Raw genomic sequence first — 18,354 nt, forward strand, 5'->3', positions numbered from 1 at the left:
CTGCCCCGAAAAAAGTGGGAGCTGGCTTGCCTGCGATTGCATCACCTGGGTATGCCTGATGTACCGAGGTGCCTGCATCGCAGGCAAGCCAGCTCCCACATTGGTTCTGAGAACCTACAGAAACTTCCTACGCTGCCGATAGCCTCTGAATAAGTCCAAGCCTTGTTCCAAAGGAGATCGCAGCATGTATCGTTGGTTAGCCGAAAAACTGGGGAATGTGAGCGTCAATCGCAAGCTGAGCATAGGCTTTGGCTTGGTGTTGATCCTGACGCTGTTGATCACCTTCACCGGCTGGACCGGCTTGGGCGACGTGATCAGTCGCGGCGACAAACTGGGCTTTATCTCCAGCCTCAACGGCCTGACCAAAGACCTGCGCCTGGCGCGCCTGGACTTTGAAATGCGCCGGGGCGAACAAGGCACCGATGCCGTCAACGGTCTGCTGAAGCAACTGGACGATGGCCTCAAAACCGCCCAAACGCTGATTGAACAACCCGACGACAAAGCCCTGGTAGAGCAACAGCTGGAAGCCTTGGGCCAATACAAAAAAGCCTTTGGCACAATGGTCCTGGCCGGCCTCAAGCGTGAGGGTGCACGCAGCAAACTCGGCGACACCGCCGACAACGCCGTGGCCAAGATCAATGAAATCGAAGCGAGCCTGCTGCAAGGCGACAGCGTCACGCAGTTCAACAGCGTGGTCGAGCTGAGCAAGTTGATCCAACAGTCGCGCTTCCAGGTGCGCGGTTATACCTACAGCGGCAAGACCGAGGCCGAGCAACCAGCCCTGGATGCCATCGACAATGCCCTGAAGAAAATCACTGACCTGCAAGGCAAGCTGCCTGAGCAATACCAGGCCAACCTGCAAGAGGCCGGCGTGTCACTGCAAGCCTACCGCGCCGCGGTCAGCCAGTACCGTGACTCCCAAGTGGCCAGCGCCGCCGCGCTGAAAATCATGACCGCCCAAGGCGATATCCTGCTGGGGCACAGCGAAAAACTCACCACCTCCCAGACCGCCGTGCGCGATGCCGATGCCGCGCAGGCTAAACAGCTGTTGCTGCTGGCCACCGTGCTGGCGCTGATCTTCGGCATTCTCGCCGCCTGGGCTATCACCCGCCAGATCGTGATCCCGCTTAACCAGACCCTCACAGTCGCCGAGCGTGTGGCCTCGGGCGATCTGAGCCATAACCTCAACTCCGCCCGCCAGGACGAGCTGGGCCAACTGCAACGCGCCATGCAGAGCATGACCCTGGGCCTGCGCGAGTTGATCGGCGGTATCAGCGACGGTGTTACCCAGATTGCCAGCGCTGCCGAACAACTGTCGGCCGTGACCGAACAGACCAGCGCCGGGGTTAACAGCCAAAAGGTTGAGACCGACCAAGTGGCCACCGCCATGAACGAAATGGCCGCCACCGTGCAGGAAGTGGCGCGCAACGCAGAAGAAGCCTCCGAAGCTGCCGTTGCAGCGGACCAACAGGCCCGTGAAGGCGACAAGGTAGTCGGTGAGGCCATCGCGCAGATTGAGCGCCTGGCTACCGAGGTCGGTAATTCCACGGTGGCCATGGGCGATCTCAAGCGCGAAAGCGACAAGATCGGCAGCGTGCTCGATGTGATCAAGTCTGTCGCCCAGCAAACCAACCTGCTGGCGCTGAACGCGGCGATTGAAGCGGCGCGTGCCGGTGAAGCCGGTCGCGGCTTCGCGGTGGTGGCCGACGAGGTGCGCAGCCTGGCCCAGCGCACACAGAAGTCCACCGAGGAGATCGAAGAGCTGATCGTCGGCCTGCAAAACGGCACTCAGCAGGTGGCGACCATCATGGACAACAGCCGGGGGCTCACCGACAGCAGCGTCGAGCTGACCCGACGTGCCGGCAACGCGCTGAGCAATATCACGCGCACGGTCTCAACCATTCAGGCGATGAACTCGCAGATCGCCACTGCCGCCGAGCAACAAAGCGCTGTGGCCGAAGAGATCAACCGCAGCGTGTTGAATGTGCGCGACGTGTCTGAGCAGACCTCCTCGGCCAGTGAGGAAACTGCCGCATCGAGTGCCGAACTGGCACGCTTGGGGATCTATTTGCAGTCTCTGGTCGGGCGCTTCCGCATCTGACCCGCCCCCACACGGCGGCCAGAGCAAGGCCGCCGTAACTTGTGAAATTTCCTACGCGGTTATCAGCCCGCCACAACCTCGAATCGATTTAGCGTTTCAGCTGTTGCGAAATGCTTCCTCAGATTTGGAGGTTCACCATGTTTCCTCGGCTGACCCGCTTGCTGGTCAACGCCAGCGTCCGTCTCAAACTCGCACTGGGTTTCGGCCAAGTGTTGATGTTAAGCATCCTGATTGCCGCGACCGGCTGGCAGGCCTTGAACGACGTGCTTTATCGCTCACACAGCCTAGCGATCCTGGGGCAATTGGCCCTGGACGCCGAGTCCATGCGCGCCGACAGGATCGTGTACCGGACCCTGACGGACGCCAGCAGCCTGGCCAAAATGAACACGCAGACCGAAAAGATCGACCAGCATCTGGCCGACCTTTCAAGCCGCCTCAAACACCCGGCCGACTTGCAGCGACTGCAGGAAGCAACACGCTTGGTGGCGAGCTTCAAGACAGCGCTGGCGGCCTTGCCCGCTTTGATCGAGCAACGCGAAAGCATCCGCCCGACCCTCAAGAAGACCGCGTTGCAAGCCAGCGATACTCTCGCCCAGTTCGCCAGCGACTTACCGAACCAGGAAGACGAAAAGGCTTTGGATGCTATCGAAAACCTGCGCCAGGCCATGGAGCAGGCCGAAGATCGCGCCCAAAGCCCCGCCTGGGCGGCCGAGTCGCTGCAAGCCTACACCGACGCACTCACCCAGGCGCTCGAAGCCCTGAACGTGGCACAAGCAGCGGTGACCGCACTGCCCGTGGACGCGGCCCTGCTCAAAGCCGACCTGGCCAACTATCGCGAACAATTGACCAAGCTCAAGGACGCACAGCTCAACACCGAAACCCTGCAAAACCGCTTTGAACAGCAACTCAATGATTTACGCGAGCAAAGCCATCAACTGAGTGACGGCCAGAACAGCAAGCGTGACAGCGAAGCCGAGCAGACCCACACACGACTGCTGAGCGTCACCGTGGCGGCCTTGCTACTCGGTGTACTGGCCGCCTGGTGGATCGCGCGGCAAATAGTCGTGCCTTTACGCGCGATCCTCACCGCCGCCCACCGCATTGCTGACGGCGACCTGAGTCGAGACATTCAAGAGGACCGCCGCGATGAACTGGGCCAGTTGCAGCAGAGCATCGGGCAAATGACCCGCAACCTGCGCAACCTGATCAGCGGTATCGGCGACAGCGCCCGGCAGATCGCCAGTGCCGCAACGCAGCTATCAGCCGTCACCGAGCAGACCCGCGCCGGGGTCAATGACCAGAAGGAGGAAACCGATCAAGTGGCCACGGCGATGAATGAAATGCTCGCCACCGCCCAGGAGGTCGCCCGGCATGCCGAGCAGGCTTCCGTCGCGGCCAATGAAGCCGACCAGGAGGCCAGCGCCGGCGAAAAAGTGGTGACCCAGGCCGTCGAGCAAATCGGGCACCTGGCCCATGAGATGGCGCGTTCGAGCCAGGCGATGATTGCGCTGCAACATGAAAGCCAGAAAATCGGCAGCGTGCTCGACGTGATCAAATCAGTGTCCCAGCAAACCAACCTGCTGGCCCTGAACGCTGCCATCGAAGCGGCGCGTGCGGGCAGTGCCGGCCAGGGTTTTGCGGTAGTGGCCGACGAAGTGCGCAGCCTGGCCCAGCGCACCCAGGAATCCGCCGAAGAAATTGAAGGTTTGATTCTCGGCCTGAATACCGGCACCCAGCAGGTCGCGGACATCATGGACAACAGCCGCAGCCTGACCGACAACAGCGTCGGCCTGACCCGCGATGCCGGCGATGCCTTGGCAGCGATCACGCGTACCGTGTCGATCATCCAGGAAATGAACCCGCAGATTGCCGCCGCCGCCGAGCAGCAAAGCGCGGTGGCGGAAGAGATCAATCGCAGTGTGCTGAAGGTGCGCGATGTCACCGAACAAACCGCTGCGGCCAGTGAGGAAACGGCCGCTGCGAGTGTTCAGTTGACCCGATTGAGCCTGGATTTGCAGACGCTGGTGGGCAAATTCAGGCTTTGATACTCACGGCTCTTGTGGCGAGCGAGCTTGCTCGCCACAGGAAGCTCGGCCTTCAATTACAGGACCTGGCGCAGGAACGCTTGGGCGCGCGGGTCTTTGGGCGCATCGAAGAACTCGGCCGGGGCCGCATCTTCGAGCAATTTGCCGTGGTCGAAGAACAGCACGCGGTCTGCCACTTCACGGGCAAAGCCCATCTCGTGGGTGACGCAGACCATGGTCATGCCTTCCAGGGCCAGGGTCTTCATCACGTCCAACACTTCGCCGACCATTTCCGGGTCCAGCGCCGAGGTGGGCTCATCAAACAGCATTACCTTGGGTTCCATGGCCAACGCACGGGCAATGGCTACCCGTTGTTGCTGGCCGCCGGACAAGCGTGATGGAAACTCGTTGGCCTTCTGCGCGATACCGACCTTTTCCAACAGTGCCAAAGCCTTGGCTTCACGCTCTTGCTTGCCGCGTTTGCGCACGACTTTTTGCGCCAGGCACAGGTTTTCCAGCACGGTCATGTGCGGGAACAAATTGAAGTGCTGGAACACCATGCCGACTTCACGACGGTAGGCATTCACGTCGGTTTTCGGGTCGGCCAGTTGCAGGCCATCGATGCTCACCGAGCCCGAGTCGAACTCTTCCAGGCCGTTAAGGCAGCGCAGGAACGTGGACTTGCCCGAACCTGAAGGACCGATCACCACCAGCACTTCGCCCTTGGCTACCCGGGTGGTGACGTGGTCCACGGCGCGCACCACTTGGCCACGGGTGTCGAAGACTTTTACCAGATCGCGAACTTCAATCACTTTGCGCGAGCCTCCGCTCAAGCCGGCTGGCCATTTTCGACAGCGGCAGGTTGATCAGCAGGTACAGGCCTGCCACACAGAACAGGATTTCAAAGGGCGAGAACGAGGTGGTGATCACTTCACGACCACTTTTAAGCAGCTCGGTAATCGCGATCACCGAAACCAGCGAAGTGTCTTTCACCAGGCTGATAAATTGCCCAGCCAATGGCGGCAGCACGCGTTTGAACGCTTGCGGCAACACCACATGACGCATCGACTGGCTGGCGCTCAACCCCAGGGAACGGGCGGCCTCGTTCTGACCACGGGTGATGGACTGCACGCCGGCGCGGACGATTTCCGCCACATAGGCGCCGGTGAACAGCGACAACGCGGCAATACCGGCGAATTCGCGGGACAGGTTGAGCACCGTGCCGATGAAAAAGTAGAAAATAAAGATTTGCACCAACAGCGGCGTACCGCGCACCAGTTCGACGTAGATCGTCGACAGATCGCGCAAGGTCGGGTTGCTCGACAAACGGCATAAGCCGGTTGCCAGGCCAATCGCCAGGCCGAGGATTCCGGAGACCACCGACAACCACAAGGTCGTCCACAAGCCCCACATCAGCGGGCCCAGCGCCCAATGCCGGGTTACGCCAATAACATCGCCTTCGGCCACGTCATCGCCACGTGACACTTGCAGGCTGTTGTCGGCCACGGTCAGCTTTTGCTCGGCGCCTGCGTCGTTGCGCAAGGTGACTTCGGCCACATCGCCTTTGCGCACCAGCTCAATGACAGTGGAGATGTCGGCGGCGCGCTGGGACGTTTCGGCCTGATAGGCGAAGTACTGCGGCACGCGGTTCCAGCGCCACTCGTAGGACATCAACGAGGTGGCGTAGTACAACGCGCCGGCCAGGCCAACCAGCACGACCAAGGTCAGCAGGTGCCAGGGCCATTGGGCTTTTTTCTGTTTCATTTCACTTTCCGAAGATGTATCGCCTGGCATGTCGTCATCGCGGGCAAGCCCGCTCCCACAAGGGAACGCATTTCAACTGTGGGAGCTGGCTTGCCTGCGATGAAGTCGACTCGGTGTCAGCCCTTATTCCATGTCCTTGAGCCACTCGGAGCTCTTGAACCACTTGTCATGGATGCGATCGTAGGTGCCGTCGTTGCGGATCTGGTGCAGGAAGTTGTTGATGTAATTGATGCTGTCGAAGTCGCCCTTTTTCAGGCCGAACGCCAGGGGCTCGAAAGTGAAGGGTTCTTCCAGGAACACCAGCTTGCCATTACCGACTTTCTTCTCGGCGACCACGTTGTAAGGTGCGTCATACACAAAGGCATCGGCCTTGCCGTTGACCACGTCCAGCACGCCTTCCTGCTCGTTGTCATAGCCGTGGTACTTGGCTTTGGAGATCAGTTTCCTGGCAACCATCTCGCCGGTAGTGCCGAGCTTGGAGGTCAGGCGGTATTTCTCGTCGTTCAAATCTTTGTAGGACTTGATCGTGCCTTCCAGGTCCTTGCGAATCAGCAGGGTCTGGCCGACCACGATGAAGGGTTCGCTGAAGTTCAGGCGCAGGTTGCGTTCCTGAGTCAGGGTCATACCGCTGCCGATCATGTCGAACTTGCCGGTCAGGAAGGCTGGGATAATGCCGTCATAGCCGGTGGACACCAACTCCAGCTTGACGCCCATGGACTTGGCCATGGCCTTGAGAATGTCGACTTCAAAGCCGATGATTTCACCGCGCTTGTCGGTCATTTCGAACGGCATGTAGGTCGGGTCCATGCCGACTTTCAGCGTGCCGCGCTTGACCGCATCGTCGATGGCGCCCGCATGCGCCGCAGTGGCCGCGACCAGCGCGGTGACGCCGAGCATCAGCATCGAAAGATACTTTTTCAAAATCAAGTCCCCTGAAAGATTCTTATAAGGCCGGCGCGCAAAAGGGCTGCACCCATTCGGGGTGCGATCCTAACCCACTCGTTGCCCGTCACAAAGGTTTCACGGGTAAATGTTATCGGCGCATGTCGCAAAAGCCCCACAATGGTGCATCACTGCGCAGGGGCTAGACACATCAGCGCAACAGGCCGGCAATTCATTGATGTGTAAGCAGTTATGACACTTAGTCGATCTCCGCCATCCAGTCCGTGTCCTTGAACCACTTGTCGTGCAGCCGATCGTAGGTGCCATCCTGGGCAATTTGATTGAGGAAGTGGTTGATCCAGTTGAGGCTGTCGTAGTCGCCTTTTTTCAGGCCAAACGCCAGAGGCTCAAAGGTAAACGGTTGCTCAAGGGCAAAGAGCCGGTGGTTTTCCGGCCTGGCCAGCGCAATCAGGTTGTAGGGTGCGTCATGGACGAAGGCGTCGGCCTTGCCCTCGACCACTTGGTGCACGCCTTCTTCCGGCGTGGTAAAAGTGCTCAGGCGCGCCGCGCCCAAAAACCGCTGCGCAGCCGCTTCGCCGGTCGTGCCTTCAGTCGCGGCGATGCGGTAACCCGCCTCGTCGAGATCTTCGATGCTGGCAATCTTGCCGGCCAGGCTGGGGTTCAGCAGCACGGTCTGGCCGACCACAATAAAGGAGTCGCTGAAGTTCAGCTTGAGGTTGCGCTCCTGCGTCACCGTCATGCCGCTGCCGATCAGGTCGAACTTCTTCGCCATCAGCCCCGGTAGCAACTCGGTATATGGCACCGCGACCAGTTCAAGCTCGACGCCCAACGCGCGGCTCATCGCCTGCAGCAAGTCGATTTCGAAACCGACGATGCGGCCCTGCTTGTCCTTCATTTCAAAGGGCACATAGGTGGGCGTGGTGCCGACTTTAAGCACACCGCGTCGAACCGCCTCATCGAGGGCACCAGCGCTCAACCAGCCTGCGTAAATCAATGCGATGACGCCGCTCAGCACCGCCAAACAATACCTTTTGATCATTAATCCCCCTGCGACCTAGTCAATTTGGGGGCGATGCTACCCCAGCGACAGGCACGGCAATACGCTTCGAACAAAGGTCTTTTGTTTCGAAATAACAAGGGGTTAGCGTTATCAAGAAGATGTTCTAAACGCTGTAGGACCAGCGCATCTAACGCCCCCGAGGTGAGCCCTCGGGGGCGTCGGAATCAGGCCGGTTGGGCCTGGGAAGACAGCGGTTGCAGCGGCAGCAATGGCGCGTGCGGATCAGCCTTGACCGAAGCACGCCAGGCACCGAGCCACTCGGCGTGACCTTCAGTCCACACCTGCTGATGCAGGCGAGCCAAGGCTACCGGGTCGCTGAGCAATGCCAGGCGCTCGCCGTTGTTGAGGCCGGCGGGGCCGACTTTCAGCGCGTGGCGCACACGTTCCTGACGCAAGTGCTCGATGGGCTCCGCCTCACGGTGACGCGAGGTCGCCAGGGCACAGGCCAGTGCGTTTTGCTGCGGGTCGACCACCGAGCGCACAAACCCGTCATTGAGGGCGTGCCAACGGTTTTCGTGGGTGTATTGCTCGGTCGACAGCAAGGCTTGCGGCGGGTTGTATTCCTCTGGGATCAGGAACAGGCTCTCGTCGCGAGACTTGAGGCCCAGCTTGACCCGGCTGGAGATCACCGACACCGGAATCGACAGCATCAGCGAGCCGACGATCGGAATCAGCCACCACAGGAAGCTTGGGTTCAACCACACCACCAACAGTGCCCACAGAAAGCCCAGCAGGGTCTGTGGACCGTGGCGCTTGACTGCCTCGCTCCATGGCGTGGAGTCGTCGTCACGCTGCGGCGAGTTCCAGGTCGCAGCCCAGCCCAGGAACGCGGCGAGCACGAAACGGGTGTGGAAGATCATGCGCACCGGCGCCAGCAGCATGGAGAACAGCATCTCCAGCAGCATCGACAAGGTCACCTTGAACTTGCCACCGAACTCTTTCGCGCCCTTGGCCCAGATCAGGATGATGCTGAGCAATTTAGGCAGGAACAACAGCACGATGGTGGTGGAGAACAGCGCCACCGCCTTGTCCGGGTGCCATTGTGGCCACAGCGGGTACAGCTGGCGTGGCGCCATGAAGTACTGCGGCTCCATCAAGGTGTTCACCGCCAGCAACGCCGTCGACAGCACCAGGAAGAAGAACCACAACGGCGCCGACAGGTAGGACATCACGCCGGTCAGGAACACCGCACGGTGCACCGGGTGCATGCCTTTTACCAGGAACAGGCGGAAGTTCATCAGGTTGCCGTGGCACCAGCGACGGTCACGCTTGAGTTCATCCAGCAGGTTCGGCGGCAGTTCTTCGTAGCTGCCCGGCAGGTCATAAGCAATCCACACGCCCCAGCCGGCACGGCGCATCAGCGCGGCTTCAACGAAGTCGTGGGAGAGGATCGCACCGGCAAACGCGCCTTTACCCGGCAACGGCGCCAGGGCGCAGTGCTCGATAAACGGCTTCATACGAATGATGGCGTTGTGACCCCAGTAGTGGGATTCACCCAACTGCCAGAAGTGCAGGCCAGCGGTAAACAGCGGGCCATAAACACGGGTGGCGAACTGCTGCATGCGCGCATACAGGGTGTCCATGCCCGACGCACGTGGCGCGGTCTGGATGATCCCGGCATCCGGCGTGGCTTCCATCAAGCGCACCAGGCTGGTGAGGCATTCACCACTCATCACGCTGTCGGCGTCGAGCACCACCATGTACTTGTATTCACCGCCCCAGCGACGGCAGAAGTCGTCGAGGTTGCCGCTCTTGCGCTTTACGCGACGGCGACGGCGGCGATAGAAGATCTTGCCGAAACCACCGGCTTCGCGGCACACATCAAGCCAGGCTTGCTGTTCAGCGATGCAGATATCGGCTTCGTTACTGTCGCTGAGCACGAAGAAATCGAAACGGTCCAGGTCGCCAGTGGCGGCTACCGATTCGAAAGTAGCGCGCAGGCCGGCAAATACCCGGGGCACGTCTTCGTTGCAGATCGGCATCACCAGCGCGGTGCGGGCATCCTTTGGAATCGGCTCGTCACCAGCACTTTTACCGGAGATCCGGTATTTATCGTGGCCGGTCAGCAGCTCCAGGAAGCCCATCAGCGCGGTCCAGAAACCGGCCGAGACCCAGCAGAACAGAATCCCGAACATGATCAGGATGCTGGTTTGCAAGGCGTAAGGCAGCACCTGGGTGGCCGTTTGCAGCAGGGTCTGGTTGCGGATTTCGTCGAAGTCGACCAGCGACCAGCCCTGGTACGGCATGATGCCTTTCATGTACCAGCCGGCCACAATGGTCTGGCCGAGCATCAGCACCAGCAGGATATAGCGACGGATCGAACCCACGGTACGCCAGCGTGCTGCCGGCAATACGCGCTCATCCTTCGGCGGGGCCGGAGGGTTGGTGCGACCGGTCATCCGGCGCCAACCACGCACCAGGATATTGGTACGCCATGGCTCCGGCACCACTTTGGTCCGACGGATCGGCGGCGTGGCCTTCAGGCAAACCCGACCGTTGGCGTCAAGCGCCAGCATCTCGGCGTCTTGCAGCTCTTCGGCGGTATTGAGCGTCAACCGGCGGCCGACCGAGGCTTGGGCAGCCTCGGTGGGTGCGTCGAACGTCTTTGACGACAAGCGTTCGTGCAGCTCGCTGAAGGAGGTGCAGCCCGCCAGTTCGGCGCGCTGCTCTGCGGTCATCGGGAGGTGCGCCAGGTACTCGGACAGGGTCTCTGGCGTGGCTTGAGAATTACTCATCGGCAGGCAACTGATAGCTCCAGGTTTCGGTCAGGACGTGTTCGGTCTTTTCCGGCTCCGGATTGGCGGGGGCAGCCTCTGGCTGCTTGGCGTCCTTGTCTTTCGCTTCCTTGGCGTCTTTCCTGGCCTGTTTTTCGTGTTGCTTGGCCAGCAGCTTGTCGGCCTTGAGCACCTGGGTCGAAACCTTCTCAGGCTCAGGCTTCACGATGTCCTCAACCAGCGCGGCACGCATTTCGGTAGGCTTGCCTGCGTCCTTGATCTTCATGCGCAGGGTCAGGCGCCAGCCTTTGGTGTGCTCGTTGTAGCGCACGCTGTTTTCAACGATTTCGGCGTTGTCGCCCACGCTCACCTGGCTGCGCACTGGCGCATCCGGTGGCAGGTTCTTCAGGGACGGGCCTTCGAAGTCCACCAGGTAGGCCACACTGCCGTCAGGCTGGCGGATCAGGTTGGATTGCTTCACGTCACCGGTGGAGCGCAAGGTCTGCTTGACCCAAGCGCTGTCGGCCGGGTGCAGGTCTTTCTCGTCCATGGTCCAGTGCAAGCGGTAGCTGACGTCCAGCGGCTCGCCGACTTTCGGCAGCTCGGCCGGGCTCCAGAACGCAACGATGTTGTCGTTGGTTTCGTCGGCGGTCGGAATCTCTACCAGGTCGACAGAACCCTTGCCCCAGTCGCCTTCAGGTTCGATCCAGGCGCTTGGGCGCTTGTCGTAGTTGTCGTCCAGGTCTTCGTAGTGGCTGAAGTCGCGGCCACGTTGCAGCAGGCCGAAACCACGCGGGTTTTCAACGGCGAAGTTGCTGACCGACAGGTGTTTAGGGTTGTTCAGTGGGCGCCAGATCCACTCGCCATTGCCGGCATGGATCGACAGGCCGCTGGAATCGTGCAGTTCACGACGGTAGTTGAGCACCTTGGACGGCTGGTTTGCGCCGAACAAGTACATGCTGGTCAGCGGGGCGATGCCCAGTTTGCTGACCTTGTCACGCAGGAACATCTGGGATTTGACGTCGACAATGGTGTCGGTGCCCGGGCGCAGGGTCAGGCGATAGGCGCCGGTTGCGCGTGGCGAGTCCAGCAGGGCGAAGATCACCAGCTGTTTCTCGCCCGGTTTTGGGCGCTCAATCCAGAACTCGGTGAAACGCGGGAACTCTTCACCGGACGGCAATGCAGTGTCGATCGCCATGCCACGGGCCGACAGGCCATAGGCCTGGCCTTTGCCGACGACGCGGAAGTAGCTGGCGCCGAGCATGGTCATGATTTCGTCTTGCTTGTCGGCCTTGTTGATCGGGTACAGCACACGGAAACCGGCATAACCCAGCTGTTCGGTGGCTTTAGGATCAAATTTCACGTCGCCGAAATCGAAACGATTTGGGTCGTACTTGATTTCCTGGACGCTGTCGGCGGTCACTTCGTTGATTTTCACCGGCGTGTCAAAGTGCATGCCCTGGTGATAGAAGGACAGCTTGAATGGCGTGTTCTGATCGGCCCACTCGGCTTTTTCGTTGCGGAAACGAATCTTCTGATAGTCCGCGAATTTCATTTCGCGAAATTCGTTCGGCAGATTGCTGCGCGGAGCTTCGTATTTCTGCCCGGCCAGCTCTTTTGCCTTGGCCGACACATCATCCAGACTGAATGCCCACAGTTGACCCGCCCCGAACAGGCAAAACAGGGCAGAGCCCGTTACCAGTGCGTTTCGTAACCGTTTGGCAGACAATTTTGGTGCATTACAGGGACTAACAATCACGAGCAACCCTCGCCGAAAACAGATCAAAAAACCAACGGCCAGCTATCTATATGCCAGGTTGGCGAGCATTGTTCCGACTCCTCTGGGTCAAAATGATTCCCCAAAGGCCGTCGGACAAGTCTCTACCTAAGTCAAAAATGGACCAATTTACGCTGATCCCCATAGCGCGCGATTATCTAGTAGCCCGCGAAACAACGCATCAGGGACAACGAAGTATTTGTAGCGAAACCCTGCGTTTTTAGGCATTAAAGTCGTTTTTAATACATTCATGTCTGTAAGAGGAAGGTCACAGGGCCATCATTGACCAAATGCACCTGCATATCAGCGCCAAAACGCCCCGATGCCACCTTGCCATGCAATTGTTGCGCTTGTAACAACAAGTGTTCAAAAAGCACGGCTCCCAGGGCCGGTGGGGCCGCTGTGGAGAAGCTGGGCCGCAACCCGCTTTTGGTGTCCGCCGCCAGAGTGAACTGCGATACCAGCAGCAAACCACCGCCAATGTCCTTCAAGGACAGGTTCATCTTGCCCTCATCGTCGCTGAACACCCGATAGTTAAGCAGCTTGTGCAACAGTTTGTCGGCACTCTCGGGCGTATCTGAAGGTTCCACGGCGACCAGCACCAGTAATCCCTGGTCTATCGAGCCTACGACTTCACCCGCCACCTCGACCCGGGCGCCACGCACCCGTTGCAACAGGCCCTTCATGCTTCTTCTGGCGGCAGATCAAGCAGGCGCCGTGCCATCTCGCCGGTCGCACGCACCAACGCATCGGTGATGCCCGGCTCGGATGCCGCATGGCCAGCCTCGCGAATCACCTGCAGCTCACTGTTGGGCCAGGCCTGATGCAGCTCCCAGGCATTATCCAGCGGGCAGATCATATCGTAGCGGCCATGGATGATGACCCCAGGCAGATGGGCGATCTTGTGCATATCGCGAATCAGCTGGTTGGGCTCCAGGAAAGAGTTATTGGTGAAGTAGTGGCACTCGATACGCGCAATCGACAGGGCGCGCTGCGGCTCGGAAAAACGCTCGACGTGCTGCGGGCTCGGGCACAGGCCGAGCATGCGCCCTTCCCAACCGGACCAGGCTTTGGCTGCGTGCATCTGGGCGATCTGGTCGTTGCCGGTGAGGCGCTTGTGGTAGGCGGCAACCATGTCGTGGCGCTCGTCCGCCGGGATCGGGGCAAGGTAGTCCTGCCAGTAATCCGGGAACATGCGGCTCGCGCCTTCCTGGTAGAACCAATGAATATCCTGCGGGCGGGCCAGGAAGATACCGCGCAGGATCAAACCATGCACACGCTCAGGGTGGCTTTGCGCATAGGCCAGCGACAGGGTCGAGCCCCAGGAACCACCAAACAGCACCCATTTGTCGATGCCCAGGTGTTCGCGGATGCGCTCGAGGTCGGCGACCAGATCCCAGGTGGTGTTGTTTTCAAGACTCGCGCGCGGCGTGGAACGCCCGCAGCCACGCTGGTCGAAGGTAACGATGCGGTACAGGTTCGGGTCGAAATAGCAGCGGCTCTGGGCATCGCAACCGGAGCCGGGGCCGCCATGGATGAAGACGACAGGCAAACCTTCGGGGGAGCCACTTTCATCGACGTACAGCGTGTGGGTGTCATCGACTGCCAGATCGTGCCGGGCGTAGGGTTTGATCTGCGGGTACCAAGTCTGCATTGCGCGCTCCATAGGGTGTCGGGTTCATCCCTGAGGGGACGTCTATTATTCTTGCCGTCTGGCATCATAAACCCGAATTGTGCAATGAGCATGTCCTTGAATACTTAGACCTGTGTCAGCCCTTCGCTCCTGAGGTAATGCAGCAGATAGTTATAAAGCTGATCCACCTCCGGGGCTTGGCCGCGCGCGCGCAAGCAACCGTGGACCAGACCTTTGCCGGGATACAGCACGGCGGGCACACCGGCCTGTTGCAGCCGTTCGGCATAGAGCATGCCGTCATCGCGCAACGGGTCGAACTGGGCCACGGCGATCAACGCCTTGGGCAAGCCGCCGAAATGCTCGGCCAACAAAGGCATGGCATAGGCCGATGGCGTGACCGCAGCATGCAGGTACATTGCCAGGTAGCAGTCGGTGTCGGCAGTACTGAGCAGCGGCGCGTCCATGCAGTCACGCCGCGAGGGCAAATCGGCAGGCCCGCCCAGGCCGGGGTAAATCAGCACCTGGGCCATGGGCAGCGGCTGGCCGTCGTCGCGCAGCCCCAGGCACAGCGCCGCCGCCAGATTGCCGCCCGCGCTGTCGCCCATCACCACCAGGCGTTGCAGGTTGATGGCGTGCGGCCCCTGCGCGGCCTGGATTGCCTGCCATACGGCGCGACAGTCTTGGTAGGCTGCCGGGAACGGGTACTCCGGCGCCAGACGGTAGTCGATGGCGATCACCAGTACCTGCAACGCGCTCGCCAGTTCGAAGCAGATGAAGTCGTGGGAGTCCAACCCGCCGACCACCCAGCCGCCACCGTGCATATAAAGGAGACAGGGCCAGCCCTCCGTCGGCGCTGGCGCCGTGGGTAGGTAACTGCGCACGCCTACACCGCCCAGGGAAAAGTCCGACAGTTGCAGCCCTTCAGGCTTCGGTGGCGTGAAGGCCTGGCACATACGGTCGTAGTTATGGCGCAAGCCCGCCAGCGAAGAGTCGTCACTGGTGAAGGATTCGGTTTTGGCGATGAAGGCGGCAAGCTGCGCTGAAATCGGATACATGCTCAATATCCCTGAGAATGGAGATCTAAACGTGGGAGCTGGCTTGCCTGCGATAGCAGTGTGTCAGTCACCTCTTCATTCACTGATACACCGCTATCGCAGGCCAGTCGAATCGTCGCACCGCAGCTCCCACATTTTGCCCGGCGGTGTTTTCAGGGTTTGAGGCTGGCCTGCACTGCCGCCACGCCATCGCTGCCATCAAACGCCTTGACCCCGGCCAACCAGCGCTGCAAATCCTCTGGGTGGTCACGCAACCATTGCCTGGCCACCTCCTGCGGCGACTGGCGTTCCATGATCGGCACCATCAACTGGCTTTCCTGGGCAGCGGTGAAGGTCAGGTTCTGCAACAAACGGTTGGCGTTGGGGCAGCGTTCGCCAAAATCCGGCGCGGTGACGGTGGAAACCGTGGCGCGACCTTCGTCCGGGCCGAACACATCTTCACTGCCAGTGAGGTAGGCCATTTTCATATTGATGTTCATCGGGTGCGGGGTCCAGCCGACGAACACCACGAACTCCTTGCGGTTCACCGCTCGCTGCACCGCTGCGAGCATGCCCGCTTCACCGGAAGCTACCAGTTTGAAGCCGCCCAGGCCGAAATGGTTGGTGTCGATCATCTTTTGGATATCGGTATTGGCGCCACTGCCCGGCTCGATGCCGTAGATCTTGCCGCCCAACTTGTCCTTGAAGCGGGCGATGTCGGCAAACGTCTTCAGCCCGGCATCCGCCACGTATTGCGGCACGGCCAGGGTGGCTTGGGCGTCGGCGAGGCTGGGCGTGTCGAACACCTTGACCTGCTTGGCGGCCAGGAACGGCGAGATGTTGTTATCCATCGCCGGTTTCCAGTAGCCGAGGAAGATATCCAGGCGTTTGTCGCGGATGCCGGCAAAGATGATCTGCTGCACCGCGCTGGTCTGCTTGCTGTCGTAGCCCAGGCCATTGAGCAGCACGTCGGCCATGCCTGAGGTAGCGATGACGTCGGTCCAGCTGACCACGCCCATGCGGATGGTTTTACAGGATGCAGGTTCTGCGGCCATGGCGTTGGCGCTGATCAAAGCCGCGCCGGTGAGGATCAACAACAGTCTTTTCATGGATGAGGTCTCACTGGGCAGCTTTTATTGTGGGAAGTGGCGTCTGGTGCGCCGTACCCACAACCTTACCCAGCGGGACCTTTGCTGACACGAACTGTGGCGACCGGCAGTTGCACTGGGGCGACTTTGGGGCCCCATCGCAGGCAAGCCAGCTCCCACATTTGAATGTGTTCACAGATCAACATGTGGGAGCTGGCTTGCCTGCGATAGCGATATCAGCCGTAGCGCTTCTGCCCCCAGGCCAACAACCCTTCCAGCAACTGCTTCAACACAACCTGGGTCGGCGCAGCCAAATCAGGGCGATACCGGAACGGCTCAACCTCTTCCATATACGTGCTCTGGCACAGTTCCAACTGCACCGCATGAATATCCTGCGCCGGGTCGCCATAGTGGCGAGTGATATGCCCGCCCTTGAAGCGCCCGTTCAGCACATGGGTGAACTGCGGATGCTGAGCGCAGATGCCTTCCAGCTGGCTGGCCAGCTCGGGGTTACACGCCGCGCCGTTGAAGGTGCCGAGGTTGAAGTCCGGCAGCTTGCCGTCGAACAGGTGCGGGATTACCGAGCGGATCGAGTGCGCATCAAACAGCAAGGCGTAGCCGAACTCGGCCTTGAGGCGCGCCAGCTCTTCTTGCAGGGTGCGGTGGTACGGGCCCCAGATTTTTTGCAGGTAGGTTACGCGTTCTTCTTCGGACGGCACCTGCCCTTCACGGAACAACGGCACGCCATCGAACAGGGTCGCCGGGTACAGCCCGGTGGTGGCGCCGGCGTAGAGCGGTTTGTCGTCGGACGGCCGGTTCAGGTCAATCACAAACCGCGAGTACTCGGCCGACAAGGTGCTGGCGCCCAATGCCTCGGCAAAGTCATACAGCGTGGGGATGTGCCAGTCGGTGTCCGGCAGGCTTTGCGCCTCGGGGATCAGCCCGGCTTCGACCGCAGGCGTCAGGCGCAACCCCGCGTGGGGCATGCTGATCAGCAGCGGCACACGGCCTTGTTTGAAACTCAGAACCTTATCCACAACAACACTCCTCAGACGGTGACGTCGACGCCATGGCGCACGACGCGTTTATCCAGCTCGCCGCCCAGCCAGTAAGCCAGGTCGGCGGGGCGATCAATCTGCCAGGCGACGAAATCCGCGACCTTGCCCACTTCCAGCGAACCGTGGGTGTCACCCATGTCCAGCGCGGTGGCCGCATGTTGCGTGGCGCCGGCCAAGGCTTCTTCCGGGGTCATGCGGAACAGGGTGCAGGCCATGTTCAGCATCAGGCGTACCGACAGCGCCGGCGAGGTGCCGGGGTTGAGGTCACTGGCGATGGCGATTTTCACGCCGTGCTTGCGCAGCGCATCCATCGGCGGCAACTGGGTTTCACGCAGGAAGTAGAACGCGCCCGGCAGCAACACCGCGACAGTGCCGGACGCGGCCATGGCGATGGCGTCTTCTTCGGTCATGAACTCCAGGTGGTCCGCCGACAGTGCGTGGTAACGCGCCGCCAGGCTGGAGCCGTGCAAAGAGGACAACTGCTCGGCGTGCAGTTTCACCGGCAAGCCCAACTGCTGGGCGACCTTGAATACACGCTCCACTTGTTCGGTGGAAAACGCCAGGTACTCACAGAAGGCGTCTACCGCATCCACCAGCCCTTCGGCCGCGAGCGCCGGGAGCATCTCAGTGCAGATGTGGTCGATGTAGTCGTCAGCGCGATCCTTGTACTCCGGCGGCAGCGCGTGAGCCGCCAGGCACGTGGCGCGCACGCTCACCGGCAGCACCTGGCCAAGGCGCCGCGCAACCCGCAGCATCTTGCGCTCGTTGGCCAGGTCCAGGCCGTAGCCGGACTTGATCTCCACCGTGGTCACGCCGTCACGCAGCAAACTGCGCAGGCGCTTTTCAGCGCTGGCAAACAATTCATCTTCCGTGGCGGCACGGGTGGCGCGCACGGTGCTGGCAATACCGCCGCCCTTGGCGGCGATTTCGGCGTAGCTCACGCCTTCAAGACGCTGCTCGAATTCACCGCTGCGATTGCCGCCGAACACCGTGTGGGTGTGGCAGTCGATCAGCCCGGGGGTGACCCACGCGCCTTGCAGGTCATGCACCTGGGCGTAATCCGCCACTGGCGCCTGGCTGCGCGGGCCGATCCACTCGATCAGCGAACCCGCGGTGACCATGGCGGCATCCTCGATGATCGAGTATTTGCCCTGGGCCATAGTTGCGACGTGGCAGTGTTGCCAAAGCGTTTTCATCA

Annotated in this window: 13 protein-coding genes and 2 pseudogenes; 3 read left to right on the forward strand and 12 right to left on the reverse strand. The window is 60.7% G+C overall.

Annotated elements, in window-relative coordinates; all coding sequences use genetic code 11:
* Positions 1-184: 184 nt before the first annotated feature.
* The 3 genes and pseudogenes from AB4P96_RS29845 to AB4P96_RS29855 form a co-directional block, all read left to right on the forward strand.
* Positions 185-1,195, forward strand: a pseudogene (locus tag AB4P96_RS29845) (methyl-accepting chemotaxis protein); the annotation flags it as partial.
* Between the two features lie 201 nt (positions 1,196-1,396).
* Positions 1,397-2,101 (forward strand): methyl-accepting chemotaxis protein, encoded by a 705-nt coding sequence (locus tag AB4P96_RS29850; protein ID WP_395601008.1) that lies wholly within the window; start codon positions 1,397-1,399, stop codon positions 2,099-2,101.
* Positions 2,102-2,238: 137 nt separating this feature from the next.
* Positions 2,239-4,146: a methyl-accepting chemotaxis protein gene (locus tag AB4P96_RS29855; protein WP_099549482.1), complete on the forward strand. Its 1,908-nt coding sequence runs from the start codon at positions 2,239-2,241 to the stop codon at positions 4,144-4,146.
* A gap of 56 nt (positions 4,147-4,202) precedes the next feature.
* On the opposite strand, the gene AB4P96_RS29860 is transcribed toward AB4P96_RS29855, so the two are convergent.
* The 12 genes and pseudogenes from AB4P96_RS29860 to hutI all read right to left on the reverse strand — a co-directional run bounded on the left by AB4P96_RS29860 (position 4,203) and on the right by hutI (position 18,352).
* A complete protein-coding gene (locus AB4P96_RS29860; RefSeq protein WP_176991724.1) occupies positions 4,203-4,937 on the reverse strand; it encodes an amino acid ABC transporter ATP-binding protein in 735 nt (244 codons plus the stop codon).
* Positions 4,930-5,889, reverse strand: a complete 960-nt coding sequence (locus AB4P96_RS29865; RefSeq protein WP_395600382.1) for an amino acid ABC transporter permease — start codon at positions 5,887-5,889, stop codon at positions 4,930-4,932. Before AB4P96_RS29865 ends, AB4P96_RS29860 begins: the two co-directional genes overlap by 8 nt.
* Before the next feature lie 123 nt (positions 5,890-6,012).
* The gene (locus tag AB4P96_RS29870; protein WP_099549483.1) at positions 6,013-6,810 is read right to left on the reverse strand and encodes a transporter substrate-binding domain-containing protein; all 798 of its coding nucleotides are present in this window, start codon (positions 6,808-6,810) and stop codon (positions 6,013-6,015) included.
* Positions 6,811-7,030: 220 nt separating this feature from the next.
* Positions 7,031-7,831, reverse strand: coding sequence for a transporter substrate-binding domain-containing protein (locus AB4P96_RS29875; protein ID WP_395600383.1), 801 nt, complete (start codon positions 7,829-7,831; stop codon positions 7,031-7,033).
* Positions 7,832-7,942: 111 nt separating this feature from the next.
* A pseudogene (mdoH, locus tag AB4P96_RS29880) lies at positions 7,943-10,587 on the reverse strand (glucans biosynthesis glucosyltransferase MdoH).
* Positions 10,580-12,268 carry a glucan biosynthesis protein G gene (locus AB4P96_RS29885; protein ID WP_170039139.1) on the reverse strand — a complete coding sequence of 563 codons (1,689 nt, stop codon included), beginning with the start codon at positions 12,266-12,268 and terminating at the stop codon, positions 10,580-10,582. The pseudogene mdoH and the gene AB4P96_RS29885 overlap by 8 nt, the downstream one beginning before the upstream one ends.
* 323 nt (positions 12,269-12,591) lie before the next feature.
* Complete coding sequence (gene dtd / locus AB4P96_RS29890) at positions 12,592-13,029, reverse strand: D-aminoacyl-tRNA deacylase (RefSeq protein WP_176991723.1); 438 nt, start codon at positions 13,027-13,029, stop codon at positions 12,592-12,594.
* Entirely contained in the window at positions 13,026-13,997 is a 972-nt protein-coding gene (gene pip / locus AB4P96_RS29895; protein ID WP_017138604.1) for a prolyl aminopeptidase, read from the reverse strand. Before pip ends, dtd begins: the two co-directional genes overlap by 4 nt.
* Positions 13,998-14,101: 104 nt before the next feature.
* Positions 14,102-15,031 (reverse strand): alpha/beta hydrolase, encoded by a 930-nt coding sequence (locus AB4P96_RS29900; RefSeq protein WP_176991721.1) that lies wholly within the window; start codon positions 15,029-15,031, stop codon positions 14,102-14,104.
* 152 nt (positions 15,032-15,183) lie between these two features.
* Positions 15,184-16,119 carry a choline ABC transporter substrate-binding protein gene (locus AB4P96_RS29905; RefSeq protein ID WP_017138606.1) on the reverse strand — a complete coding sequence of 312 codons (936 nt, stop codon included), beginning with the start codon at positions 16,117-16,119 and terminating at the stop codon, positions 15,184-15,186.
* 215 nt (positions 16,120-16,334) lie between these two features.
* Positions 16,335-17,135, reverse strand: a complete 801-nt coding sequence (gene hutG / locus AB4P96_RS29910; protein WP_395600384.1) for an N-formylglutamate deformylase — start codon at positions 17,133-17,135, stop codon at positions 16,335-16,337.
* Positions 17,136-17,146: 11 nt separating this feature from the next.
* Positions 17,147-18,352: an imidazolonepropionase gene (hutI, locus tag AB4P96_RS29915; protein ID WP_395600385.1), complete on the reverse strand. Its 1,206-nt coding sequence runs from the start codon at positions 18,350-18,352 to the stop codon at positions 17,147-17,149.
* Positions 18,353-18,354 lie beyond the last annotated feature (2 nt).

It is taken from the genome of Pseudomonas sp. B19125, from assembly GCF_044218855.1.
Lineage (GTDB): Bacteria > Pseudomonadota > Gammaproteobacteria > Pseudomonadales > Pseudomonadaceae > Aquipseudomonas > Aquipseudomonas edaphica.